The 24,246-nt window shown below is 45.4% G+C and carries 27 protein-coding genes and 1 riboswitch; of the genes, 13 read left to right on the top strand and 14 right to left on the bottom strand.

The genetic code is table 11. The features are described 5' to 3' along the window. Positions 1-10: 10 nt before the first annotated feature. Together KDN43_RS07825 and KDN43_RS07820 are read left to right on the top strand one after the other, a co-directional pair. On the top strand, positions 11-388 hold the full coding sequence (locus KDN43_RS07825) for a phage holin family protein (protein WP_238869328.1): 378 nt from the start codon (positions 11-13) through the stop codon (positions 386-388). Next, on the top strand, positions 385-771 hold the full coding sequence (locus KDN43_RS07820) for a hypothetical protein (protein ID WP_238869327.1): 387 nt from the start codon (positions 385-387) through the stop codon (positions 769-771). Before KDN43_RS07825 ends, KDN43_RS07820 begins: the two co-directional genes overlap by 4 nt. Here KDN43_RS07820 and KDN43_RS07815 read toward each other — a convergent pair. Continuing rightward, positions 764-3,058 (bottom strand): RelA/SpoT family protein, encoded by a 2,295-nt coding sequence (locus KDN43_RS07815; RefSeq protein WP_238869325.1) that lies wholly within the window; start codon positions 3,056-3,058, stop codon positions 764-766. The genes KDN43_RS07820 and KDN43_RS07815 overlap by 8 nt on opposite strands. Before the next feature lie 244 nt (positions 3,059-3,302). Next, positions 3,303-3,400, top strand: a riboswitch (TPP riboswitch). Between the two features lie 102 nt (positions 3,401-3,502). Between KDN43_RS07815 and KDN43_RS07810 the strand changes: the two genes are divergently transcribed. From KDN43_RS07810 to KDN43_RS07780, 7 genes are all read left to right on the top strand, one after another. After that, positions 3,503-5,797, top strand: coding sequence for a TonB-dependent receptor (locus tag KDN43_RS07810; RefSeq protein ID WP_238869324.1), 2,295 nt, complete (start codon positions 3,503-3,505; stop codon positions 5,795-5,797). A gap of 194 nt (positions 5,798-5,991) precedes the next feature. Further along, positions 5,992-6,552 (top strand): nicotinamide riboside transporter PnuC, encoded by a 561-nt coding sequence (gene pnuC / locus KDN43_RS07805; protein WP_238869323.1) that lies wholly within the window; start codon positions 5,992-5,994, stop codon positions 6,550-6,552. A 93-nt stretch (positions 6,553-6,645) separates the two neighbouring features. After that, the gene (locus tag KDN43_RS07800) at positions 6,646-7,425 is read left to right on the top strand and encodes an MBL fold metallo-hydrolase (RefSeq protein ID WP_238869322.1); all 780 of its coding nucleotides are present in this window, start codon (positions 6,646-6,648) and stop codon (positions 7,423-7,425) included. Between the two features lie 84 nt (positions 7,426-7,509). Then, a complete protein-coding gene (locus tag KDN43_RS07795) occupies positions 7,510-7,932 on the top strand; it encodes a DUF5320 family protein (RefSeq protein WP_238869321.1) in 423 nt (140 codons plus the stop codon). Positions 7,933-7,938: 6 nt separating this feature from the next. Continuing rightward, complete coding sequence (locus KDN43_RS07790) at positions 7,939-8,079, top strand: hypothetical protein (protein WP_238869320.1); 141 nt, start codon at positions 7,939-7,941, stop codon at positions 8,077-8,079. Then, on the top strand, positions 8,076-8,591 hold the full coding sequence (cobO, locus tag KDN43_RS07785) for a cob(I)yrinic acid a,c-diamide adenosyltransferase (RefSeq protein WP_407681789.1): 516 nt from the start codon (positions 8,076-8,078) through the stop codon (positions 8,589-8,591). The genes KDN43_RS07790 and cobO overlap by 4 nt, the downstream gene beginning before the upstream one ends. Continuing rightward, entirely contained in the window at positions 8,563-8,811 is a 249-nt protein-coding gene (locus KDN43_RS07780; protein ID WP_238869317.1) for a uracil-DNA glycosylase family protein, read from the top strand. The genes cobO and KDN43_RS07780 overlap by 29 nt, the downstream gene beginning before the upstream one ends. A gap of 467 nt (positions 8,812-9,278) precedes the next feature. Here the strand turns inward: KDN43_RS07780 and KDN43_RS07775 are convergent, their stop codons facing one another. Genes KDN43_RS07775 through KDN43_RS07735 form a run of 9 tightly spaced genes read right to left on the bottom strand, consistent with a single transcriptional unit; the run spans position 9,279 to position 13,797 of the window. After that, a complete protein-coding gene (locus KDN43_RS07775; protein ID WP_238869316.1) occupies positions 9,279-10,145 on the bottom strand; it encodes a 4Fe-4S binding protein in 867 nt (288 codons plus the stop codon). Then, positions 10,142-10,999 (bottom strand): nucleotide-binding protein, encoded by an 858-nt coding sequence (locus KDN43_RS07770; RefSeq protein WP_238869315.1) that lies wholly within the window; start codon positions 10,997-10,999, stop codon positions 10,142-10,144. Before KDN43_RS07770 ends, KDN43_RS07775 begins: the two co-directional genes overlap by 4 nt. Positions 11,000-11,012: 13 nt before the next feature. After that, on the bottom strand, positions 11,013-11,351 hold the full coding sequence (locus KDN43_RS07765) for a NifB/NifX family molybdenum-iron cluster-binding protein (RefSeq protein ID WP_238869314.1): 339 nt from the start codon (positions 11,349-11,351) through the stop codon (positions 11,013-11,015). Continuing rightward, the gene (locus tag KDN43_RS07760) at positions 11,348-11,599 is read right to left on the bottom strand and encodes a DUF5320 domain-containing protein (protein WP_238869313.1); all 252 of its coding nucleotides are present in this window, start codon (positions 11,597-11,599) and stop codon (positions 11,348-11,350) included. Before KDN43_RS07760 ends, KDN43_RS07765 begins: the two co-directional genes overlap by 4 nt. A gap of 43 nt (positions 11,600-11,642) precedes the next feature. After that, the gene (locus tag KDN43_RS07755; RefSeq protein WP_238866130.1) at positions 11,643-12,257 is read right to left on the bottom strand and encodes a hypothetical protein; all 615 of its coding nucleotides are present in this window, start codon (positions 12,255-12,257) and stop codon (positions 11,643-11,645) included. Beyond that, positions 12,232-12,429, bottom strand: coding sequence for a hypothetical protein (locus KDN43_RS07750; RefSeq protein ID WP_238866128.1), 198 nt, complete (start codon positions 12,427-12,429; stop codon positions 12,232-12,234). The genes KDN43_RS07755 and KDN43_RS07750 overlap by 26 nt, the downstream gene beginning before the upstream one ends. Then, positions 12,407-12,694, bottom strand: coding sequence for a hypothetical protein (locus tag KDN43_RS07745; protein ID WP_238866127.1), 288 nt, complete (start codon positions 12,692-12,694; stop codon positions 12,407-12,409). The genes KDN43_RS07750 and KDN43_RS07745 overlap by 23 nt, the downstream gene beginning before the upstream one ends. Next, entirely contained in the window at positions 12,672-13,340 is a 669-nt protein-coding gene (locus KDN43_RS07740) for a transposase (protein WP_238865744.1), read from the bottom strand. Before KDN43_RS07740 ends, KDN43_RS07745 begins: the two co-directional genes overlap by 23 nt. A 13-nt stretch (positions 13,341-13,353) precedes the next feature. Then, positions 13,354-13,797: a NifB/NifX family molybdenum-iron cluster-binding protein gene (locus KDN43_RS07735; protein ID WP_238869312.1), complete on the bottom strand. Its 444-nt coding sequence runs from the start codon at positions 13,795-13,797 to the stop codon at positions 13,354-13,356. 205 nt (positions 13,798-14,002) lie between these two features. Between KDN43_RS07735 and KDN43_RS07730 the strand changes: the two genes are divergently transcribed. Beyond that, positions 14,003-14,272, top strand: coding sequence for a hypothetical protein (locus KDN43_RS07730; protein WP_238869310.1), 270 nt, complete (start codon positions 14,003-14,005; stop codon positions 14,270-14,272). 203 nt (positions 14,273-14,475) lie between these two features. On the opposite strand, the gene lpdA is transcribed toward KDN43_RS07730, so the two are convergent. The 4 genes from lpdA to KDN43_RS07710 form a co-directional block, all read right to left on the bottom strand. Further along, positions 14,476-16,185 carry a dihydrolipoyl dehydrogenase gene (lpdA, locus tag KDN43_RS07725; RefSeq protein WP_238869308.1) on the bottom strand — a complete coding sequence of 570 codons (1,710 nt, stop codon included), beginning with the start codon at positions 16,183-16,185 and terminating at the stop codon, positions 14,476-14,478. Between the two features lie 151 nt (positions 16,186-16,336). Then, positions 16,337-17,437, bottom strand: a complete 1,101-nt coding sequence (locus KDN43_RS07720) for a dihydrolipoamide acetyltransferase (RefSeq protein WP_238869307.1) — start codon at positions 17,435-17,437, stop codon at positions 16,337-16,339. Between the two features lie 10 nt (positions 17,438-17,447). Continuing rightward, positions 17,448-18,449 (bottom strand): alpha-ketoacid dehydrogenase subunit beta, encoded by a 1,002-nt coding sequence (locus tag KDN43_RS07715; RefSeq protein WP_238869306.1) that lies wholly within the window; start codon positions 18,447-18,449, stop codon positions 17,448-17,450. A gap of 153 nt (positions 18,450-18,602) precedes the next feature. Next, a complete protein-coding gene (locus tag KDN43_RS07710) occupies positions 18,603-19,598 on the bottom strand; it encodes a thiamine pyrophosphate-dependent dehydrogenase E1 component subunit alpha (protein ID WP_238869304.1) in 996 nt (331 codons plus the stop codon). Positions 19,599-19,852: 254 nt separating this feature from the next. Here KDN43_RS07710 and KDN43_RS07705 point away from each other — a divergent pair, with 254 nt between their 5' ends. The 3 genes from KDN43_RS07705 (at position 19,853) to KDN43_RS07695 (ending at position 24,138) form a co-directional block, all read left to right on the top strand. After that, positions 19,853-20,341: an RrF2 family transcriptional regulator gene (locus tag KDN43_RS07705; RefSeq protein ID WP_238869303.1), complete on the top strand. Its 489-nt coding sequence runs from the start codon at positions 19,853-19,855 to the stop codon at positions 20,339-20,341. 531 nt (positions 20,342-20,872) lie between these two features. Further along, positions 20,873-23,101, top strand: a complete 2,229-nt coding sequence (locus KDN43_RS07700; protein WP_238869302.1) for a nitric-oxide reductase large subunit — start codon at positions 20,873-20,875, stop codon at positions 23,099-23,101. Positions 23,102-23,511: 410 nt separating this feature from the next. Further along, positions 23,512-24,138, top strand: coding sequence for a thiamine diphosphokinase (locus KDN43_RS07695; RefSeq protein WP_238869301.1), 627 nt, complete (start codon positions 23,512-23,514; stop codon positions 24,136-24,138). The last annotated feature ends 108 nt before the right edge of the window (positions 24,139-24,246 follow it).

Raw genomic sequence — 24,246 nt, 5'->3', positions numbered from 1 at the left:
TACTTAAACGATGGAAGAAAAAAAAGTAAGTACGCTGTTCGAGGAAATGAGAGGTGATATATCGAACTTCATCACTGCCACACTCGAGCTCGGAAAACTGGAAGTTTATGAAAAAATAAGCCTGGCTTCATCAACAATCACCTATAGCCTGATTGTTGCGGGCATTGCATTATTAACACTTTTTTTCATACTCGTAACTGTAGGGATTTATTTGGGTGAAGTATTTCAGAACACCTGGGTAGGATTCGGCTTAGTGGCAGCTTTTGCCCTGCTGGTTCTGCTGATAATGCTTCTCCTAAAAAAACCTTTCAAGAAAAAAGTCACCAATCGCGTTGTTCGCTTTTTGATGGAACAAAACGATAAGGATGGAAAAAACAGTAATAAATGAAAACTTACAAATTAACTCCACTTGAAGAGTTGCGTTTAGAAAAGAAAAAGTTGAGGGAAGAACGCGCTATTGCCAGTCAACGCCTCGCTTACCAGTTGCAGTACCTTAATGACAATTGGGGAACGATGCTTACCAAAGGTGTTACTTCTTCAGTAAAATCAAAACTGACCGAGACTTTGGAAAATTTTTCGGGCGGTTATTCATATAATGTTACACCTTTTATCACAAAACGGGCAAACCCCTGGCTTAGCTTTGTAATATCTAACCTGCCGCTTATTGGATCGCTTGCGTGGAATATTGCCAAACCCGCTCTTGTAGCCTACGCTGCAAAGAAAGTTTCATCATTGATATTCGGCAGAAGAAAGAAAAGAAAAATCAAATAGTAGATCTGTGGACGGTACTTACACCGTCCACTTTTGCTATTTTACCGCAAAGTTGATTTACCTCCTCTGCACTATGTACATGCACGTTAAACACACCTTCAAAGATACCGTCATTCGATGAAACATTAACACTCTGTATGTTCACCACCACATCTTCAGCAAGTTTGGCGAGGATACTGCTGAGAATACCCACACGGTCTATCCCTGTAAAAACTATTGAAGCAAGAAAAGAGTATTGCCGGTAATCTCCCCATGAAACTGTAATTATACGGTCTCCATAATTAGATTTTAGTTTCAGCCCGGTCTGGCAAGAACGCTTATGAACCTCCACCTCTTCTTTCTCAGTTATATAACCAAACACATCATCTCCCGGAAGCGGATTGCAACATGAAGGTACAATAAAGTTCTTCCGGAAGTTAGTCTCTGTAAGCTGATAAGTGACACCCCTGTTTATTCTTTGTTTTAAAGGCATGTTAAGAATAAGGTCTGATGTTCCGGACTCTACTTCTTCCTTTTTAGTGCTTTTGTTATCGGCAGGCGATTTCATAATGGCATTCATAGCCTGCTTTACGTAACGTACAAAAAGATTATCCTGCTTTTCCGGTACCAGCTTCACCTTTGAGAAAGCACTTTTATTTGCGGGCAATGCGACTTCGGCATTGCCGATCATATAATACAGGTCCTCCTTGTTCCCAGCCTTATACGCATGTAATATCTTATTAAATACAGTATTGTCTATTGGTTCGTGATCAAAGAGCTCATCAAGCATATTTTGCCCTTTCTCTACAATACGCCGGCGTTGTCGTCGTAACGATGCCTCAATTTTTGTCCTGGCTTTAGCAGTAGTAACAAAATTGAGCCATTCCGGCTGCGGATTAACAGATTGCGAAGTAAGAATTTCTATCTGATCCCCACTACGGAGCTTCTGGCTGAGTGGAGCAAGAGTATGGTTCACCTTTGCCCCTAGGCAGTGATCCCCTATCCGGGTATGAATGGTATAGGCAAAATCGAGAGCTGTTGCACCCTGAGGAAGTGTCTTGATATCTCCCTTTGGTGTAAAAACAAATATCTCGGAAGAGAACAGGTTCATCTTCACAGTATCCAGGAAATCGATGGCATTGGGATTTGGGTTGGCAAGAATCTCCTGAATAGTTTTTAACCATTTATCAAGTTCGTTATCCTCTTCAATCCTGTTCTCTTTATATTTCCAGTGAGCTGCAAATCCTTTTTCGGCAATATCATCCATACGACGGCTCCTAATCTGAATCTCTATCCATTTCCCGTCAGGGCCCATCACGGTAAGATGCAATGCCTGATAGCCGTTTGCCTTTGGGTGGCTCACCCAGTCGCGGATACGGTCGGGGCGAAGCTTATATATATCGGTAATGGCCGAATAGATGTCCCAACATTGTTTTTTCTCATCCATTCCGGGAATGATCTCAAAGATTATGCGTACTGCAAACAGGTCGTACACCTCTGAAAAATCGATACCCTTGTTTTGCATCTTGTTCCAGATAGAGTAAACTGATTTTACCCGTGCACGCATTTCATACTCAATATCCATCTTATCGAGCGCCATTATAACCGGAACGGCAAAATGTTCATATATCTTATTTCGTTCGGGAGCAGTCTCTAAAATCTTTTTTGACAGGTCTGCATATACTTCAGGATGCTCGTGTTTGAAACAGAGCTCTTCTAGTTCAGTCTTTATGGCAAACAGGCCAAGCCTGTGAGCAAGCGGAGCGTAGATATATAGTGTTTCGCCTGTTATCTTAAACTGCTTTGCTGCTGACATGGAAGAGAGAGTTCGCATGTTATGAAGCCTATCAGCAATCTTTATAAGTATAACACGTATATCATCTGACATTGTGAGAAGCAATTTCCTGAAATTCTCTGCTTGAGCCGACACATTTTCACCGAACATTCCGCTCGATATCTTTGTCAGCCCGTCAACAATCTGGGCAATCTTATCACCAAAAAGGGCACGTATATCATCAACGGTATAGTCAGTATCCTCAACCACATCGTGCAGCAACGAAGCAGAAATGGAGGTCGATCCCAGACCCATCTCCCTCGACACAATACGGGCTACCGCCAGCGGATGCATGATGTAAGGTTCGCCCGAGCGGCGACGTGCCCCTTTGTGAGCCTCCTTCGCCATATTAAAAGCCCGGGTAATGACATCCACTTTCCGCCGGTGATTAGAGTTCAAATAATCGTTCAAAAGGCCCTGAAACTCCTCTTCGATAATCTGATCTTCCGCAACCAGTTTTTCTTCATCGCTCATATACCGTGTGACTATATTTTTCTTAGTTCGTTTAAAACTAACGAAATTACAAATAAAAGCAGAGAAAACTACAATTTAACTCCTGTTTTTTCAGTTATATGCATCTTCTGGACATTCTCACGTAAATCCGTCTCTGTTTTTTTAGCATGTTCAAGATATTGTGATGACAGATGACAGCAGGCCCTAAATGTTAAATTCCCGTCGTATGCTCTCTTATGAACAAAAACGTGCTATCTTTGTTCTGTCATTCTACAAGGGGTGCCCAAATAAAACGGGCTGAGATCATACCCAAAATACCTGATCCGGATAATGCCGGCGTAGGGAAAATATAAAGCTCACAAATTTGTGGCTTTTGGTATATATCTTTACAAAATCCCCTTTTTTATTACACTAACTAATGATAAGCAGTCACACAGGCCCTGTTTATCCTAAAAACTTATGTAAATGAAAAAGGTTTTTTTAATGCTGATAATTTTATCGGCACTCAGTTATCAAGTGATGGCTCAGGCAGAGCAGGCAGAACTGTCAGAACAGGCAGAACAGGCAGAACAAACCGACAGTCTTGATCTTATTCAGCTGGAAGAGGTTATTGTCTCGGGAACACGTGCCGGAAAAAACACCCCGGTATCATACTCTAATATCTCTCATTCCGAAATTAAAAAACAAAATGCTGCACGCAATATTCCCTCCATACTTCAAACCACACCTTCGCTTGTATCTTTTACCGAAGACGGCCTTGGTGTAGGAAACACCTCATTCAGGATTCGCGGAACAGACGCCACTCGCATAAATGTAACTCTTAACGGGATGCCATTGAATAACCCCGAAAGCCAGGAGGTTTACTGGGTGAATCTTCCCGATCTTTCCAACTCGCTGCAGGACATACAGGTGCAGCGTGGCGTGGGTACATCCACCAATGGCCCGGGAGCCTTTGGTGCAAGCATTTCACTTCAGACGGCAGGCGCCCGCTCCGAAGCATACGGAGAGGCATCCACCGCCGTGGGAAGCTATGGTACATTCTTATCGAATGTTGCTGCGGGGACAGGGGTTTTGAAAAACGGACTATCACTCGATGCCCGCTTTTCGCGGGTGCTGGGTGACGGTTATGTGCGCAACGGCACAGTGAACCATACCAATTTCTATGGGGTAGTTTCTCACTATAGCGAACGGCAGCTGCTTCGCCTCAGTTACCTGAGGGGTATCCAGCATACCGGCATCTCGTGGCAGGGGGTGTCGGACAAGCAGATGCAGGACCCGGAATATGGGCGTCGCTACAACCCCGCAGGAGAGTATTACGATGATGCCGGCAACCGATTGTACTATGGCAACGAGACCGACAACTACTACTCTGATATTGTGCAGCTCACTCTCACAAGAGAGCTGAGCCGTAATCTCACATTAAATTCAGGGCTGAGTTATAACCACGGATACGGTTATTATGAGAACTACAGGTATAACAAGAAGTTCTCCGATTTTGGACTGGAACCGCAAACCATTGACGGGAAGACCTACCGCAAGAGCGACTTCATCCGCCGTAAGCTGATGCGAAACAATTTCTATGTAGCCAACGCGGGACTGGACTATGCCGACGACCGATGGAAGCTCACCTTCGGCGGTTTGTACAGTTTTTACGACGGGGATCATTACGGTCGTCTGCCATGGATAAAACATAACGAGAATATTCCTGTTAATTATGAATGGTACAGAAACAGAGGCAAAAAATCGGAAGTAAATATCTTCACCAAAGCGGAATATCAACTGAATGAAAAAGTATCACTTTTCGGCGACCTGCAATACCGTCGTGTGGGCTACCGCTTCAGTGGTATGGATGACGACCAGATGGATCTGACAGGCGATTTTTACTACAACTTTTTCAACCCTAAGGCGGGCCTGTTCTATGAACTGAGCAACAATCACCGCCTGTACGCTTCGGCAGCCGTGGGCAAGCGTGAGCCTCTGCGTGCCGATCTGAAAGATGGCATAAAGGGAGGAGCTTCTAATTTTATAAAACCGGAAAAGATGATCGATTATGAGCTTGGCTACCGATACAACAGGAATGGGTTGAAATTTGGTGCTAATCTCTATTACATGGATTACCACAACCAGATGGTGCAGACCGGCAAACTTACTGATATTGGTTACAAGCTGATGGAAAACGTAAAGGAGAGCTACCGTGCAGGTATCGAGATTGAGGCATCACTTCCCCTGTGGACAGAAAAACTACTGCTCGATGCCAACGCCACCCTCAGCCGAAATAAAATCCGGAACTACGTAGCCTGGTTCGACCTGTACGACAATTCCGACGACTATAACCCGATCCCCGACGACAACCATCCGGAAATACAAAAACAGATCGCAAATGAGTTGGGAACAACCAATATCTCCTTCTCTCCGGAATTGATCGGAATGGCAGGCATCACCTGGCAACCGGTATCCGCCTTCTACATGAACCTGAACGGCAAATATGTGGGGAAACAGTACATCGACAACACGTCGGACGAGGACAAGTCGATCGGCTCCTACTTCGTGAGCAGCCTCTCCGCCGGTTACACCTTCCCCAAGAGCCAAGTGGGAGTAATCAACCTGCAGTTTTTCGTGAACAACCTGTTCAACAGGGAGTACGTGGCAAACGGATGGGCTTCAACAGATGCATTTGAAGACGGAACCACTTTCAACTGGGTTGGATACTACCCCCAGGCCACGCGCAACCTTATAGGGCGCCTCACAATTTCGTTTTAAGTAAATACGAAAGAAGGAATTTATTTCTCTTTCGCAGCTTTATTTCGATGCACTCCCGGTTTACTCACTATTTGATTTTAAACCCGTTTCGCTCGGACAACAAATCAAATCACGCTCGTTTAACCAGGTGGGCACCCCGAAAAGAAGCAGAGATTTAGAAATAAATTCATTATCTCAAATCAAACAGAATTGACATGCAAACCATCGAAATCGTCGGCGCCCTTATCGGCCTACTCTATCTCTACCTCGAATACAAGGCCAACAAATGGCTCTGGCCAGTGGGGGTGTTGATGCCGGTGGTCTATATCTGGATCTTCTTCCAGAGCAAGTTCTATGCCGACATGGGAATCAACGTCTACTACTTCTTCGCCAGCATCTACGGCTGGATCCGCTGGAACAGGAACCATACGGAAGGAGATACACCATCCATCATCCACACCCCGCAGCGGCAGATACTTCCTCTAATTCTTATCACGATGCTACTCTTTGGCGTCATTTACCTGATCCTCACCCGATATACCGATAGTCCGGTTGCCGGGGGCGACAGCCTTACCACCGCGTTGAGCATCGCGGGTATGTGGATGCTTGCGCAGAAACATGCGGAGCAGTGGTGGGTCTGGTTCCTGGTCAACCTTATTTCCTGCGGACTCTACCTCTGGAAAGGGCTCTACCCAACCGCACTGCTCTTCGCCATCTACACCGTGATCTCTATGTTCGGATACTTCAAATGGGTAAAGCTTGCAAGACGAAACTGATCATTCATTATCTTTTTCAGCAAAACAATAGCAAAATTGTTTGAACATTTGTTCATAATAAAATTTTATTGGTTATATTTGTAAAAAAAGGAGATGAAAATATCGATTCTTACCGACAATTATCCCGGCGGAAATACCGCTGCAGAGCATGGACTCTCCTATTTCATAGAGCATAAGGGGACAAAGATCCTGTTTGATACGGGGCAAAGTGATCTCTTCCTGCGAAATGCATCACTAATGAGGATTGATTTGAAGAAGAGGAATCTGATCATCCTGAGTCACGGTCATTTTGATCACGGAAACGGATTGACTCATCTCTCAGGCGGCAGACTGCTCTGCCATCCGGGTTGTTTTGTGAAACGATACAGAACGGCAGATCGCACCTATATCGGTCTGCAAAACAGCCGGGATGAAATCGCACAAAAATTTGATCTCACCACCAGCAAAGCACCTCTCCATGTCAGCAACTTCATTCTGTTTCTGGGAGAGATCCCCCGCATCACCGATTTTGAATCACAACAGACCTCCTTCTCTTTTGAAGATGGGAGTCCCGATTTTGTGGCAGATGACAGTGCCGTAGCACTGCAGACAGAGAAAGGATTGTTTGTGATCACAGGCTGCGGACATGCCGGGGTGGTCAACACCCTGGAGCATGCAAGAAACGTCACTGGTGAGCAGAGGATCTTCGGTATCATGGGTGGTTTTCATCTTAAGAAGCGCGATCGGCAAACCATCGAGACTATCCACTACCTTAAAAAAAACAGGGTGGAACATGTCATCCCATCTCACTGTACCGCATTGCCTGCACTTGTGGCATTTGCGGAGAGTTTTCAGATTCAATCGGTAAGAACAGGTGATACCTACACCTTTTAATACATGAATGAACGTATGTTCACTTTAATTTAGGCTTTTTGCCATTGTCGATTTATTATTTGTTTCACTTAAAAAATTAGCATTATGCCATCAGGAGATCGTACCGGACCGATGGGACAAGGTCCCAGAACCGGAAGAGCAAGAGGATTTTGTTCGGGATTTGATACACCCGGATATGAAGATGGATTGTATCGCAACAGAGGCTGGGGAGCAGGCAGGGACCAGATTGCCAGATCGGGTAGAAGAATAGCAGTAGCCAGAGGAACAGGATTTGGACGCAGAGCCGGAACAAGCAGAGGAGCTGGAATTGTTCAGGGTTACAGCGTTGACCGGCTTTACAGTTTTGGCCTTCTTATTTCAGAATTGATTCAAAATATTCCCTGGCAGGATATCCTACACAAACGGGATGAGATGAAAGAGCTCAAAACGGAAGCACAAAGACTCAAACGCTCCAATGAGGAGCTGGAAGAGAAACTACGGAGATTAGAGAGTCGCAAAGAATCATGAAACAGGATGAACTTTTATAAGAAGTCAGCATTTGTACAGGAATATGATCAGTTTTACCGGACAAATGGTGGCTGGGCTGTTGACAAAGTTGAGAAAGCAGTTATCAGCAACCTGCTGAAAATATTCAATGCATGCAAAGAGAGATGAGAGGTTATCTGCAGATCTACACAGGGAACGGCAAGGGAAAGAGCACGGCGGCCTTCGGACTGGCACTGCGGGCAGCCGGTGCAGGGATGAGCGTCTACATTGCGCAGTTCGTGAAAGGAAGAAACTATTCCGAGATCACGGCGGTTAGGCAGCACGTGCCGCAGATCACCATCCGGCAGTTCGGCAGGGGTTGCTTCATTGTGGGAAAACCGACCGATGAGGATGTGTCAGCCGCAAGAGAGGGACTGGCGGTGGTGTCGGAGGTGCTCACTTCTGGAGAATATGACATGGTGATTCTGGATGAGGCAACCATCGCCATCTATTATGATCTCTTCACCGTGGGTGAGTTAATCGAAATATTGAAGACGAGAGCAGCCGGATGTGAGGTAGTGGTCACCGGCCGTTATGCACCGGAGGAGCTGATTGAGGTGGCCGACCTGGTGACCGAGATGAGAGAGGTGAAACATTATTATCGTCAGGGCATTGAAGCACGGGAAGGAATTGAATATTAATAAACAGGAGAAAATCAATATGGGCCAGACGATGGAGCAGTTGCGGGAGGAGATGGAGCAGTGCAGGAAATGCGATTTGTGGCAATCACGGAATCATCTCATCTTCGGTGAGGGGAATCATCATGCTCCCATCTTCATCATCGGCGAAGCTCCGGTAAGAGATGAAGACCGCGTGGGGAGACCTTTCATAGGCCGGTCTATCACCCCTCGGCGCTGCTGAGAAATCCTGCACTGAAAAGGGATACCTGGGATGATTTCAAGAAGGTGGTCTACAAGTACCGGGAACTGGTCGCTCCCGATCATTACACACCCTATATTCCGTAGGTTACCGATCAGACAAAGAGAGAATCTTAAAAAATAGAACGATGTTACAACATATAGGATTATCCATTATTGAGCCAGCAGAGATTCAAAACTTTTACGAATCCGTTTTGCATTTTCGCCAGTTGAAACAATTCACCCTCGATTCAGAAGAGGTGCTCCATTCCATCTTTTCCACCGACAGGCAAACTGAGGTCTACATGATGGAGCAACAGGATTTGAAGCTGGAGCTCTTCATTGACCCCAAGGGAGAGAGAGGGCGTTATCCTCATCTCTGCCTGGCGTATGACAACCCGGAAGAGGTGTCGGATCATGCCCATCAATTAGGATACAGAAGATGGATCAAAAGAGGTCTCATTGGTATTTTCACGACTGGAAAATCTGCCGGTGGATGTCTGCGATCTCACCGGCTGCTGCCGAGCGGGGAGCCCACTCAACCACCGTACGGCATTGTAACATCGCCTCCACCACCGCCGGCTCGAAAGGAATCCTGCCGATGAGAGGGAGTTTCTCGCTGCGGCACCAAGCCTCAATCTCGGCAGTCACCCGCTCATTCAGGTCATACTTATTGATCACCACGACCGACGGAATGTCAAACCCATCGGTCAGCTGTTTCACCCTCTTCAGGTCATGAAAACCGGAACGACTCGGTTCGGTGACCAGCAATGCCAGATCGGCACCGCTCATAGCAGAGATCGTGGGACAACCGGTGCCGGGAGGCCCGTCAATCAGAATGGTCTCCACACCCATCTGCTCCGACAGCTGACGGGATTGCTCACGCACCACATTGACCAGCTTGCCGGAGTTCTCCTCACCAGGCTCCAGCCGGGCATGTACCATCCAGCCGTTACGGAACGTGCCGGTAGTCCAGTAGCTGCCATTGCTTTCAATCATACTGATGGCATCGGCCGGACAGATGCGCATGCAGAGATGGCATCCGTCACATGATGTCTCAGAGATGGTGTAACGATCCTCCTGGCACCTGATCGCATCGAAGCGACAGGCATCCATGCAGGCACCGCATTGTGTACATAGCTGCTGGTCGATCACCGCCTTGGCACCGGTGGAGAAAGGGTGGCGGGAATGATCGGCAGGCTGCAGCAGCAGATGAAGGTTGGCCGCATCCACATCACAGTCGGCCACCATCAGCTTTTCACCCATGGTCGCCAGTGCCGCACTCAGGCTTGTCTTGCCTGTTCCTCCTTTTCCGCTGATAATGACAATCTGTCTCATAAGATTTTCTGTTGAACGATTTGAATGAGCAAACTGCTGAACATCTCCCGGTAGGAGTCATCCACCGCTGCAGGCAACCCTCCCTCGGCATAGATGCGTGCGATCTCCCGGTCGAAGGGAATCTCCAGCAAAAGCGGGATCTCCTCCCCCTTAAGCCATTGGTACATCTCATCGTTTCCCAGTCCGGCTCTGTTGATGACCACCCCAAAAGGTTTACCGAGCTGCCGTACGGTGGCAGCCGATAGCATCAGGTCGTGCAGACCGAATGGCGTGGGCTCAGTGACCAGCACCACATAGTCTGCCCTGTCGACGGTTGCAATAAAGGAACATGAGATGCCGGGTGGTGAGTCGAGGAGCACCAGCTTCCTGTCGCTGGCCTCATGGATGGTATGGGTGATGACCGGCACAGGGGTATAAACCCCCACTTCGGCACGACCTTCGACAAGATGCTGAGCGGCACCGTAAACAGCACGCGTCACTCTGCCCAGGAGCTTGGGATGTTCGGTGATCGCTCCCGCCTGACAAGCATAGCTGCATGCACCACAATCGTGGCACAGATCGGGAAGGACCTGAATCATTCTCTTCTCCGGCAGGTAGAGGATGGCATTGTAACTACAATATTCGTAGCATTTCCCGCAGAAGGAACATCTCTCCGGATCAATTACCGGTACCTGCTGGTAGACCTCTTCAACCCGTTCCTCCTCACCGGCAATAAACTCCGCGACATTGGGCTCCTCCGCATCACAGTCGGCCAGCGCACAATCGATGCCCTTCTGTGAGGCTACCCAAAAGAGGTTAGTGGAGACAAATGTCTTACCTGTACCTCCCTTACCACTGGCTATTGCGATCTTCATCCTCTCAGCCGCCTCAGTGATCACAGGAATTTATACCAGTGACCAGCGACTGCTGAAAGTGATCGGTAACCAGCTCACGCGGACTCTTATACTCGGCACCCACGTGCACCCTGATCTGCTGTTGCTCAAACAGACGTATTGCTTTTTGTCCGATACCCGCTGCGATCACCTCGGTGACGCCTCTCTCCGAGAGCCATGCGGGCAGCAGTCCCGGTTCATGCGGGGGAGGTGTCACCAACGTCTCGTTCTGTATGGTTCCATCCTCCGTCTCGATAATGGCAAACTGCTGACAATGGCCAAAGTGCTGACAGAGTCTTCCCTCTTCCAGGGGTATTGCGATAACCTGCTTCATCCCATTCGTCTTTTACCGGATCCGTCTCTTCTTCTCATCCTCTCGCATTGACCTTGTCCCTGGCCCATGCCTCTACCGGCACCCTGGTCCATGCCTCTGCCGGCCTCCTGTCGGAAAGTGGCACGCCTGCCTGCTCCTGCAGGAGCATCAAAGATATTGGACTCTCTGTTCGACGGGTTACAACGTCCCCGTCCTCTTCCACTCATGGCGCCCTCACCCTCGGGGCCTTTTCTGTTAAATCCTGGCATAATTTCCTTTTTTACTTGTTTTGTTTGTTTTGTTGAGTCCACTTTAAATAGTGGCAATTTTAAGTTTAAAAAAGTAATTCGTTGATTTTTCATTTCCTATTTTTGAGAAGCAAGGAAGTAAAAAATCAAACACGATAAAAAGTTTCTCCCTTATGGAGGTCTTTATATAGCGAAAATCGGTTATTAAACCATTTTCATGCGCTCTTTGACTTATTGTTATCAGATAATTTCCAAGGCGGACATGGTTTATCCATAAACATCTGGCGAAAGTAAATAATTTGTGCCTGAGCAAACCTCTGTATCGTGTTTTGTTGTTCCTCGTATGGAAGCAATACTGAAAGATGGTTGCCTCCACGTTGTTTCTTTTCATCTGTTCCTGCCCGGGGATAGCCGCGAGTTCGTGTCTTAGTTCTGCAGTTGCTATCTGTTCGTTCGTAAAATACCGGTACTTGCTCTTGCCTGTGGTGGCAATCCTCCATTTATCCCCGGTTTTGTATGCAGGGATAATCTCTCCGGTTTCGATATGGGTGACAACCAGCTCACCCTCCTTCATCTCCAGGTCATATTTAGATTGTCTCCCTTGTAATCCGCTTGTTATAAGTTCAATTGAGTTCATATCGGCAAACTCCCTGTTACCAGGGGGATTGATAAGCACCATCGGCATAGACTTTCTCTATTATATCGGTGCTTACCTTCTCCTGGATGTTGGTAACGGCATCCTTCAGGTAGCCATTGTCTGCAGCACTTGCCGGTTTCACCTGAACGTTTACGATCAGGTTGGGTTTGTCCTTCTGTTCATCAGTGTCATCACAGGTCTCGGTGATGTTCACACTGTAGCCCTTTACCTTCTGGTCTCCTTTTTTTTCGATAATCGGCATCGGGGTCATTGTGGTTTTGAACGCTCCTGGCCGTGATGTCCTCTTTGGGACGAAGGATAGCCTGTCCCTTGACCACCTCGTATTGCTCGTGGAAGACACGGTGAAGAAGGTCGTAGCCGGTAGTGGTCTCTGCAAGGCGTTTAAGAACCTGATAAATGAGCCCACCCAGGGAAGAGATTTTCTCGCCGAGAGTTTCACTGTTTAAGCGGTAAACCATATTCTGAGCATCTTCTTCTAAAAAATAGAAGTACCTGTTTCCTGAGCCTGGGGTTCAAAAGAAGCATCCCCCTATCGCCCAGGTCCTTGATAAACCCGCGGAAAGTGTTGTGAATGATCTCGAAACGGGAGTACCAGGCGATGTTGCTGCCAATGAGCTTACTGTCCATACGGACAGATTTGCCGGATATCTTGAAGGTGGAGAGTTGGTCGCCAGTGAGCTGCTCGAAGCTCTTTTCCATCAGGTTTACACCATACCGGTTTTCGTATTCACAAATACGCCTTCTCAGTAAATAATAAGTATCGATAGAGGGTGCAACATCACTCAGGGAGACTAGACCCAGGGCTTTACGCACCAGGAGATCGAACTGGCATTTATCGAACAGATCTTCATCGCTACAGCCAAAACCCTCCTTGATGATGGACATTCCGATAATCACCCGTATGGAAGCATTGGGAGCGCCCATGTTACCCTGTTTGAAAAGGGGAGCAAATATGGTTTCGTCTATTTGGGAGGTGACGTTTGCATAAAACCGGTTGTGCCACGCCGCAGGATCATCATATTTTTTTGCCTCACGCTTACCCATTTGGGTGGAAGGTGTGGAAAACATGTCATATTGTGGATTTACAGATGTCTTCTTGAACATGATTTCTTCTCTTTTAGGTGATGCAAAATACGATTTTTTTATCTGATAACAAGGGATTTTCAGAGCGTTTTATCAACAAAAAACGGAAATAAAACAACAAAATTAAAGTCAGGGACTTTTTAAAGTGGACTCTTTGTTTGTTTTGTTTGATCATTTGAATCACCTCTTCCACACTCCTATTATTTTCATCGAGCGGAATCATCATTATTCCAAGTCGTTTCGCAACCGATGCAGCCTTATCGCCCAGATGCCCTGTTATAATCTTCCCGGCACCTTTAGAAGCTATCAGCTGCATTGCGGCAGGCCCTGCCCCCTCGTTGTGATTCCTGTTGGGGTTATCCACAACCTCCACCGAGCCGTTCTCGGTGTCATAAATTACAAAACAGTTGCAGCGTCCGAACCGCTTGTCCGGAAGAGATGTCAGCTCTTTGCCGGATGATGTGATGGCTACTTTCATAGAATGATCTTTTCCTGATTGATTATAGAGATTGCCTGCAACGGCAACTCACTTTAAATACGCAGCAAATGTAATGAACATATGTTCAATATGCAAATGAAATTCGGTCAATTTTCATCGCGTATACAAAAAAATGAAGGGCAGGAAGTAAAAACAGCTGGCCAAAGGGTCTGAAATTTAGATATATTGTTACAGCCCTCACATTGTGACGCATGTGAGGTCCATCAATCTCCCCAACCGGGATATCCAGATTCTGGGGGTTGTCGTGATGATGATACTGGGTATATCACTGCAGATCCTGCTACATTGCTACGGATTCAGGCAACCCTACGCACGCTGGCAGGAGCTCCTCCAATTGGGAACAAATGGTGCCATTATACTGGAGATCGTCACCTTCCTAGGCGGTATACTCATGTGGAACCACTCGTGGCAAACAGTCGGTATCATCTCCTATCTGCTGTTGTTGACGATATAGATCATTGTTATGTTGTATTGCTCACCCTACAAAATATCAATCAGTCCCCTTCCAAATTTAATAAATGAGTCTGCTCCGAAAATCCCCAAATCCGGTTTTAATAGTTTTCAACTCACTGAAAGTCAATGAGGATTTTGGAGAATTTTCAGTAAAAAAGAGTTATCGGAGGGGACTCATAAATAGATTCTCTACGGTTGAATCGATTATTTCTTTTTCTTCGGAATATGCACCGCCTCTCCTAACACATCGGCAAAAGCTTCGAAAATAGCTTCTGAGTAAGTAGGGTGTCCATAAATGGTTTTCACCACTTCATCAACCGTGATCTCCATCTCCATGATTAGTGAAGCCTGGGTTATAAGTTCTGCAGCAGAAGGGCCGATTATATGAACACCAAGCACCTCTCCGTAACGGTTATCGGCGACTACCTTCACAAAACCCACAGCTTCACTCGATGCAAGAGCGCGGCCATTAGCTGAGAAGTTAAACCGGCCAATACGTATATCGTCGTATTTTTCACGTGCCTGCTGTTCCGTAAGGCCCACCATAGCCACTTCCGGCAAGGTGTAAACCACGGATGGAGCAGACAGCAGTTTAATTGTACGGCGATTTCCTTTCACTGCATTTTCGGCAGCTACCTCTCCCATGCGGAAAGCCACGTGTGCAAGCATCTTTATCCCGTTCACATCGCCGGGTGCATAGATCCCTTTCACGCTAGTCTCCATATACTTATCCACTTTTATTTTTCCACGTTCCGTCTCAAGGTTTACCTCACCAATGCCATCAAGATCGGGAACACGCCCGATAGCGAGTAGTGCCTTATCGGCAATAACCGGTTCTTTACCGTCAATCCTAATCTCAAGCTTATCTCCCATGTCCACAATCTCAGTTATACGAGCAGAGGTGATCACCTGGATCCCTTTCTTTTTCACGACACGTGTCAGCTCGGCTGTAACATCGTCATCAAATATGGGGACAATCTGATCCATCATCTCAATAATAATCACTTTTGAACCAAGTCCGGAGAACGAAAGTCCCATCTCGGCACCAATCACACCTCCGCCAATAACGGCAAGAGTTTCCGGCACCTCCCTGATATCGAGCAGGTCGTCACTTGTAAGCACCTTATCACTATCAATACCGGGGATATTAATTTTGGAAACTTTCGATCCTCCAGCAAGTATAATCTTATCCGCCTTTATGATCTGGGTATCATTTACCACAACATTTTTATTTCTGTTTATCTTGCCTACTCCCCTGTATATATCCACGCCATTCGTTTTAAGGAGGGTTTCCACTCCGCTCGTCAGCTTCCTCACCACGCTGTTTTTGAATTCCAGTACCTTCTCCATATCAATCCTGATCTGAGAACTGTCAATGATGATACCCCTTGATGATGCTGTCCTGATATGCTCAATTATCTCAGCGTTCTTCAGATAGGCTTTCGAGGGGATGCATCCCAAGTTAAGACAGGTGCCGCCAAAGGTGCCTTTCTCCACAATTGCCACCCTGGCACCCAGCTGAGCTGCTTTTATGGCAGCTACATAACCGGCAGGGCCTCCTCCAATAACAGCCACATGGTAGTTATCTTCGAGCCGGATCATTCGTTTATCTTCCTCACTCTCCACCGCTCCGGTATCTTCAATTATTTCTGGCATAAGAGTAGCGACCTGTTCGTTCTCATGACCTATATAACCTATCACTTCGGTCACTGGTACTGTTTCGCCCTCACGATGAACAATTTTCAACAAGATCCCCGATGCTTCCGCTTCGAGCTCCATGCTTGTTTTGTCGGTCATTATCTCGAGGATTATTTCACCTTCGGTAACTGGGTCTCCCTCTTTCTTAAACCATTTCACTATTTGCCCTTCGGTCATGTCAATACCTGCTTTGGGCATGATTATTTCAAAAGCCATATATTTATTCTTATGATTCGGATTATGAGTTGAGGCCTACGCTTACAGATTACCGGATTTAATGCTTCAACGCAATTATCAAAACCTTAAACATGCATCCTAAGCCTTTAACCTCTATACCTTGAACTCCTGATTTTATAACACTTAAACATTAAATTAACAAAGTAACCGGATCTTCCAGCAGCGCTTTCAAGTCGGCCATAAACTTTGCGGCAGTCAACCCGTCTATGATACGGTGATCGCATGTAAGGCTAATCTTCATGATGGGACGTATAACCGCTTCACCATTTACGGGAACAATTCTATCCTTTGTTGAAGATACGCTCAGAATAGCCGCATTGGGCTGATTAATGATAGCCGTGAATTCATCTACACCATACATACCCAAGTTGCTTATACTGAATGTGCTGCCAGTCTGTTCATCGGGCAGCAGCTTTTTAGAGAAGGTACGTTCGGCCAGGTCTTTCATTGAGACAACAAGCTCACTCAGCGACATCTTGTCGGCATTCTTCACCACCGGGACGAGTAACCCCTCATCCATCCCTACCGCAACTCCCAGATTCACATAGTTATGGAAGGTCAGTTCCGTTCCCTCCGCATTAATGCTTGCGTTGATATACTTGTGGTTCATCAATGTCTTTACTACAGACATCGAAATAAGATCGGTCACCGTAAGCTTTCTTCCGGTCTTATCCTTAATAGGCCCCATCAGACGATTGCGAAGCATAAGCATCTCACTCATGTCCACCTCCCAGGTCTGAATGAACGTGGGAATTCCAAAGAAACTTTCCGACATCCGCCTGGCAATAATCTTCCGCATCTGGGTCATCGGTACAGTCTCCGTATCCCCTGCAACTTCCGGTCGTGAAACTGAGAGCTTCTTTTCTATTTTTTGTGCAGCCTGCTTTTCAGCAGATGGCATCGCTTTTGTAAGAGTAATAGCCTCAGCAAAATAATCGCGATCCAGCATAGCCCTCAGTTCAGGATCTTCAATTAGCTTCAGCACATCATCCTTCATTATCTTGTTTCGATGTCCCGTCCCCTGCAAACCCTTCAGATCAATATTGTGTGCATCGGCAATACGGCGTGCAAGAGGGGATATATGGATCTTATCTTCATAATTATACCCCGCGATGTCATCTCTGTGGATGCGTCCTTTATAACCGGTTCCGGTTACATTATAAATATCCACACCAAGACGTCGTGCCAGCGCTCTTGCAGCAGGTGTTGCCCTAACCTTGTCTCTTTCCATTCTCTCCTATTTATCTGTTATTGACTAGCTTAAGGATATATTTTTTTATACGCTCCACACTTGGTATAAGGGCAGACTCAAGAGTCTGGTTGTATGGAACAGGTACATCCTCTCCCGCAAGCCGCAGAATGCGCCCATCTAAATAGTCAAAAGCATCGCTCTCGGCAATCATTGCAGCCACTTCACCAATAAATCCGCCGGTTTTATGTGCATCGTTTACCAATAGCACTTTACCGGTTTTTCGCACCGAATTGATGACCGCCTCTTTATCAAGGGGAGCCAATGTACGCAGGTCCACCACCTCAACGCTTACACCTTCCGCCTCATCCACTTCATTGGCAGCTTGCATAACCCGCTCAAGCATACGCCCGTAAGTAATGACAGATACATCTTTACCTTCTCTTTTGATATCCGCTTTCCCTATAGGCAAAACAAAATCAGGGTCTAGTGGTACCTCACCTTTCATATTATACTGGGCTTTATATTCGAGAAAGATAATAGGATTATTATCGCGAATAGCCGCTTTGAGCAAACCTTTCACATCGGCAGGAGTACCGGGGGCAATCACCTTGAGCCCCGGAATATGGGTAAACCATGCTTCGAGCGACTGCGAATGCTGTGCCGCAGAACCCACACCACCTCCCGCGGCAGCACGAAACACTACCGGTATCTGCCCCTTTCCCCCATACATATATCTGGTTTTGGCTGCCTGGTTAACGATATTATCCATCATATATACAATGAAATCCATAAACGTCACGTCCACAATAGGCCGCATTCCCGTAATAGCCGCTCCTACAGCCGCTCCTGAAATAGCATTTTCAGAAATAGGTGTATCGCGTACCCGCTCTTTGCCGAACTCTTCGAGCATACCGACGGAAGTACCGAAGTCTCCTCCAAAAATACCCACATCCTCACCCATCAGAAACACGTTTTCATCGCGGCGCATCTCTTCTGACATCGCCATAATGATAGCATCGCGAACAGTCATCAATTTTGTATTTTTTTCCATTTATCAGTTGTACTGTTTTTGTTTTTTTTATCAGCAGGGTAACTGCGATATATCCCTGCAGCAGAGTTGTTTTTATTGAATCCTGATCAGTCCGCATAAACATCTTTAAAGATGATAAAATTACCGATCTTTTTTTGGACTGTTGAGGCTTGATCAATCGGCATAAACATCTTCAAAGGCCGACTCCAGGGTTGGCTCGGGACTGCTTAAAGCAAATTTAACCGACTCTTCCACGGCATCAACAGAAGCGGCTTCCAGATCATCCAATTCCTGTCCGGTAGCAATCTTATTTTCAATAAGATAGTTTCTAAAGCGAGCGATCGGATCCTTTTTCTTCCACTCATCCACCTCCTCCTTGGTTCGATATTTTCCCGGGTCGGATGTAGAGTGGCCTAACCAACGGTAAGTAATGGCCTCTACCAATACCGGACCATTACCATTACGAACATATTCAACTATCTCTTCAAACTTGTTGTAAACAGCCATCAGATCATTCCCGTCCTCGATAAAATGCCCCGGAATACCGTAGGAGCAAGCACGCTGATAATTGTAGTCGATGTTTATTACATCGCTGATATGTGTGCTGATACCATACATATTATTGATAGAATAGAAAATTACCGGCAGTTTCCAGATTGAAGCCATATTCAATGTTTCATGGAAGGTACCTTCGTTACAGGCTCCATCGCCGAAAAAGCAAACCACTATCTTACTCGTATTTTTCATTTTCTGAGTGAGGGCAGCCCCGATAGCCATTCCCATTCCTCCTCCCACAATTCCGTTAGCACCCAGGTTACCATTGTCGAGGTCGGCAATATGCATCGACCCCCCCTTTCCCTTGCAAGTTCCGGTAGCCTTCCCCATAATCTCCGCCATCATCCCGTTAAGGTCAATTTCAAGAGCGATACTCTGCCCGTGTCCGCGGTGATTTGATGTGATAAGATCGAACCCCTTTTCAATAGCGGCAACCGCACCCACGTTGGCAGCCTCCTCTCCAATGGAGAAGTGTGTCATCCCGGGTATCTTCCCTTTTTTTACAAGCCTGTTCACTTTATTGTCGAAATTCCTTATATCGAGCATCAGCCTGTGCATGTGCAACATTTTCTCCTTGGATAATTCTCTCTTTGTTTTTGTATTTGTACTGGCCATATAAGCTTTCTTTTTGCTGTGATATTTTTAAATGTTTAGAATGATTCTACATAACAACAGTTTTTCAATCCTAATGTTTGATGAAATTTACATTTTAAATATTATTAATCATTCTTACTGAGTGAATAAACAATCATTTACGAGAAAGAGCAATAAAAATGGCACGGTAATAAAATATTTTTTACTTTTTTGTCGGAAATTGGAATTATTCAATAACTTTGCCCTTTGAGTGCATTTGTTTAAAATTGCACATTGTGCTGAATTTCATTTATTTAGTTATTACCATTTCAAAAGCAAGGCAAATTTCAATGTTTTCAAAAGCGTGTGAATATGGCATAAGGGCTATACTTTATATTGCATCTCAATCACAGGAAGAGAGAAGGGTGAAAATTGGAGATATTGTAAAAAATATTGATTCACCCGAAGCCTTTACAGGAAAAATACTTGGCCTTCTATCCAAAAATGGGATTGTGGACTCATATACGGGCCCCAACGGGGGATTCAAGATAGAACCCGAAAAGCTTCATCATATTACCGTTGCCGATATCGTAAAAGCCATAGATGGTGACGCATTTTTTAAAGATTGCGCACTTGGGCTTAGTGAATGTGATGGGCAACATCCTTGCCCCATTCATCATCCAGTAGAAAAAATAAGAAAAAACATGAGGAAGGTACTTCAAAAAACAACGGTTTATGAACTTGCGGAAGGACTTAAAAACAAAGAGTCGATACTAAAGCGATAATTTTTTCTCTTATTTGCGACAATTTTGTCTCAAATAAATAATTTAGTTATTTCATTACATTTTAAGCACATACACATCTCGGACAGAGCTTTGGCTCACATATGCAAAGTAAAAATTTACTCATTTATTAAGGAAGGAAAAAGAATGAAGATACAATCCTTAAATAACTAACTCAAGTTACGCATATATGAATTATAACATATACAACTAAAAATATTAGGCCTATGAAATATTTAATGTGAACCCGTTCGATGAAACAGTCGTCGTCAGATAAACTGCTTGAGATAAGCAAGTTGTTAATCAGACAGCCTGTAAATTGGGAGATGAGTCACAAAACATGTCAGTCGAATATTTAGTTGAATACTTAACATTCGAAACTTGAATAACTAATATTCAGTCTGCTCCAAAAACCCCAAAACCCGATTTCAGGAGATCGCATCTCGCTGAATATCAATGGTGTTTTTGTGGAATTTTCAGCAAAAAAGACTTATCGGAGGGGACTCAATATTCCAACTTTTAAAAATTAACAGCATGACACAAAAAAAATTATGGATTGCATTCGTACTTGTTGTAAGTGTCTCGTTTGCCGTATTGTTATACTACGGCAGCCAGATCTATCAACAGGCGCCGCCCATTCCCGAAAAGGTGATAAACGAGGCGGGTGATGTTTTGTTTACTGGTAACGACATCAAAGATGGCCAGAATATCTGGCAAAGCATTGGTGGACAAGAGATTGGCACCATATGGGGGCATGGTGCTTACGTCGCGCCCGACTGGACAGCAGATTACCTGCACAGGGAAGCACAGTATCTGCTGAATAAATGGTCTCAGGCTGAATACGGAAAAAAGTTCATACATCTGTCTGTTGCCGAACAGGTAGCAATGGAGGCAAGGCTACAGGAAATTCTCAGATTAAACAGATATGATACATCTACTAAAATGCTCACCATAACAAGCGAACGCTACGAAGCCTTTATGCACAATCTGAGCCATTACGGTGGCCTTTTCATGAATGACCCGGCACTGGATGGGTTGCGGGCAGACTACGCAATTGCCAAAAACACAATTAAATCGGAAGAGAGAATGGAAAAGATGGCACAGTTCTTTTTCTGGGCTTCATGGGCTTGTGTAACAGAGCGCCCCGGTTCTGATGTAACATACACTCACAACTGGCCACCTGACAAACAGATTGGCAACACACCAACAAGCGATCTGATCCTTTGGACAGGATTCAGCATCATCATGCTCCTCTTAGGGATTGGCATTATGATTTTCATGCAAGCCCGTACTCGTCGCGAGGAGACGCTGAAACCGCTTAATGACCCGCTCATGAATCAGGTCATTACTCCATCGATGTGGGCGGTAAAAAAATATTTCTGGGCGGTGAATCTTATTATTCTCACGCAGGTACTGCTGGGAGTGCTTACAGCCCATTACGGTGTAGAGGGTGGAGGCTTCTACGGTATCAATATTACAGGAATTCTACCTTATTCAATCACCCGCACGTGGCATATTCAGCTTGCTATCTTCTGGATAGCTACGGCATGGCTTGCAACAGGACTATATATTGCACCTTCGCTGAGTGGAAAAGACCCCAAATTTCAGAAAACCGGGGTTAACATTCTTTTTGGTGCATTGCTCATAGTTGTAGCCGGTTCGCTTATTGGACAGTGGTTTGGGGTAATGCAGCGTCTCGACCTGGTAAATAATTTCTGGTTTGGTCATCAAGGGTATGAGTATGTAGATCTGGGGCGTTTCTGGCAGGCACTACTGTTTGTCGGCCTCCTTCTCTGGCTTGCGCTGATGATTCGGCCAATACTTCCTATCATTAAAAAAAGAACATCAGAAAAAGGATTGCTTATTCTCTTCCTTATTTCATGTGCTGCCATCGCACTGTTATATGGTGCGGGATTAATGTGGGGACGTACAACCAATCTTGCAATAGCCGAATATTGGCGCTGGTGGGTGGTACACCTCTGGGTGGAAGGATTCTTTGAAGTTTTCGCCACGGTTGTTGCCGCATTCCTATTCACTCGTATGGGGTTGCTTGGAATAAAGTCGGCCACCAACAATATTATTTTTGCGACCGTAATCTTCCTTACAGGTGGAATTTTGGGTACATTCCATCATCTCTACTTCACCGGCACACCAACAGCTGTTATGGCTCTGGGGGCAACATTCAGCGCGCTGGAAGTGGTGCCCCTCATACTTATCGGTTTCGAAGCCTATCACAACTACCGTATGAGCAAATCTACGGAATGGTTAAAAGATTACAAATGGCCTATATATTTTTTGCTGTCGGTAGCTTTCTGGAATTTTCTCGGAGCGGGTATCTTCGGATTTATCATCAATCCGCCTATCGCCCTTTATTACATGCAGGGATTAAATACCACACCGGTACATGGCCATGCGGCACTCTTCGGAGTTTACGGCATGCTGGGGATCGGCCTTATTCTGTTTGTGCTTCGCAGCATGTATCGCAAACAAAAATGGAATAACAAGCTTATCTCATTTACTTTCTGGACTCTCAATACCGGCCTCTTTCTGATGGTTGTGCTGAGCCTGCTTCCTGTCGGCCTCATGCAGACCATAGCTAGCGTTAATGAGGGGATGTGGTATGCCCGTTCCGCCGAATTTATGCAACAGCCGCTGGTAAATATTTTCAAATGGTCACGTACAATAGGTGACACTATTTTCGCAATAGGCACACTTACGCTGTTCTGGTTTGTTTATCAGTTAACAGTAAAAAAAAATAAATAAGACATAGCGATCAAGGTACTGGTTACTTCAAATAATAATCTATAACATCAACAATTTATACCAGGCTGTTCCGCGAATATTTAAAACGCACCCGGAGTACCGGTTACCTTACACTAAAAATGTATTCATTAAGGCCGATAAGTTAAGTATTTAAGAGAGAAGGGAGCTCCCTTCTCTCTTTTTTGTTATTGTATTGAACGTGAGAAGTAAGATCTTTATCGCTAACTGAACCGGTAAACATGAAGGCCACACCCTCGGGAAAATCGCGCTGCAGTCAGAATATATGCTGTTTTGCAAAGGTTATCATCGCCTCCGACTGGAGGGTTTTCACACCCGGTAACTAAATAAGCCGTCAATAACCAGGCAAACGCCATCTTTTGTATCTTTGTAGTCTATAAAAAAATGACAACATGGAACTTTTACATTCCAATAGTGCGGTAATTATTGCAAACGGGAGATTTCCAAAACACCCTACGCCACTATCCTACATTGAAAAGGCACAATATATAGTCTGCAGCGACGGTGCATCAAACGATTTTATTGCACGTGGGGGAATTCCTGATGCTATTGTTGGCGATTGCGATTCCATTTCGGAAGAAAACAAGTTACGTTTTGCGGATATCCTTCACCCCGACTCCAACCAATATACAAACGATCTCACAAAATCTGTACATTTTTGTGTTGAGAACGGTAGAAGGGAGATAGTCATAGTGGGCGGAACCGGAAAGCGTGAAGACCACACGCTCGGGAATATCTCGCTGCTGGCAGAATATATGCTGATTGCGAAGGTTATAATGGTCACCGATTGGGGTGTTTTCACACCAATAAATGAAAATAACACCTTCAAAAGCACTAAAGGAGAGCAGGTCTCTCTCTTCTCTATCGACCGCGAAAAAATTACCACTGAAAATCTTAAATACCCTATCACCAAAACTATTCTTTCAAATTGGTGGCAAGGCACATTAAATGAATCTTTGGGAGACTCTTTTTCTATTGAGACAAAAGGGAGAGTGATTGTTTTTCAAGCTTACTTATAAAAATACTTCGGTGACTTTTAAAACAACTCTTATAACTCGCTGAATATCAATAGGGTATATTTCTTTTGGGAGACCAGCATAACTCATTGACTGTCAGTATTATAAATG

It is taken from the genome of Proteiniphilum propionicum (assembly GCF_022267555.1).
Lineage (GTDB): Bacteria > Bacteroidota > Bacteroidia > Bacteroidales > Dysgonomonadaceae > Proteiniphilum > Proteiniphilum propionicum.
Note: the sequence above shows the minus strand (reverse complement) of the source record. Positions and strands in the feature narration are given on the sequence as shown.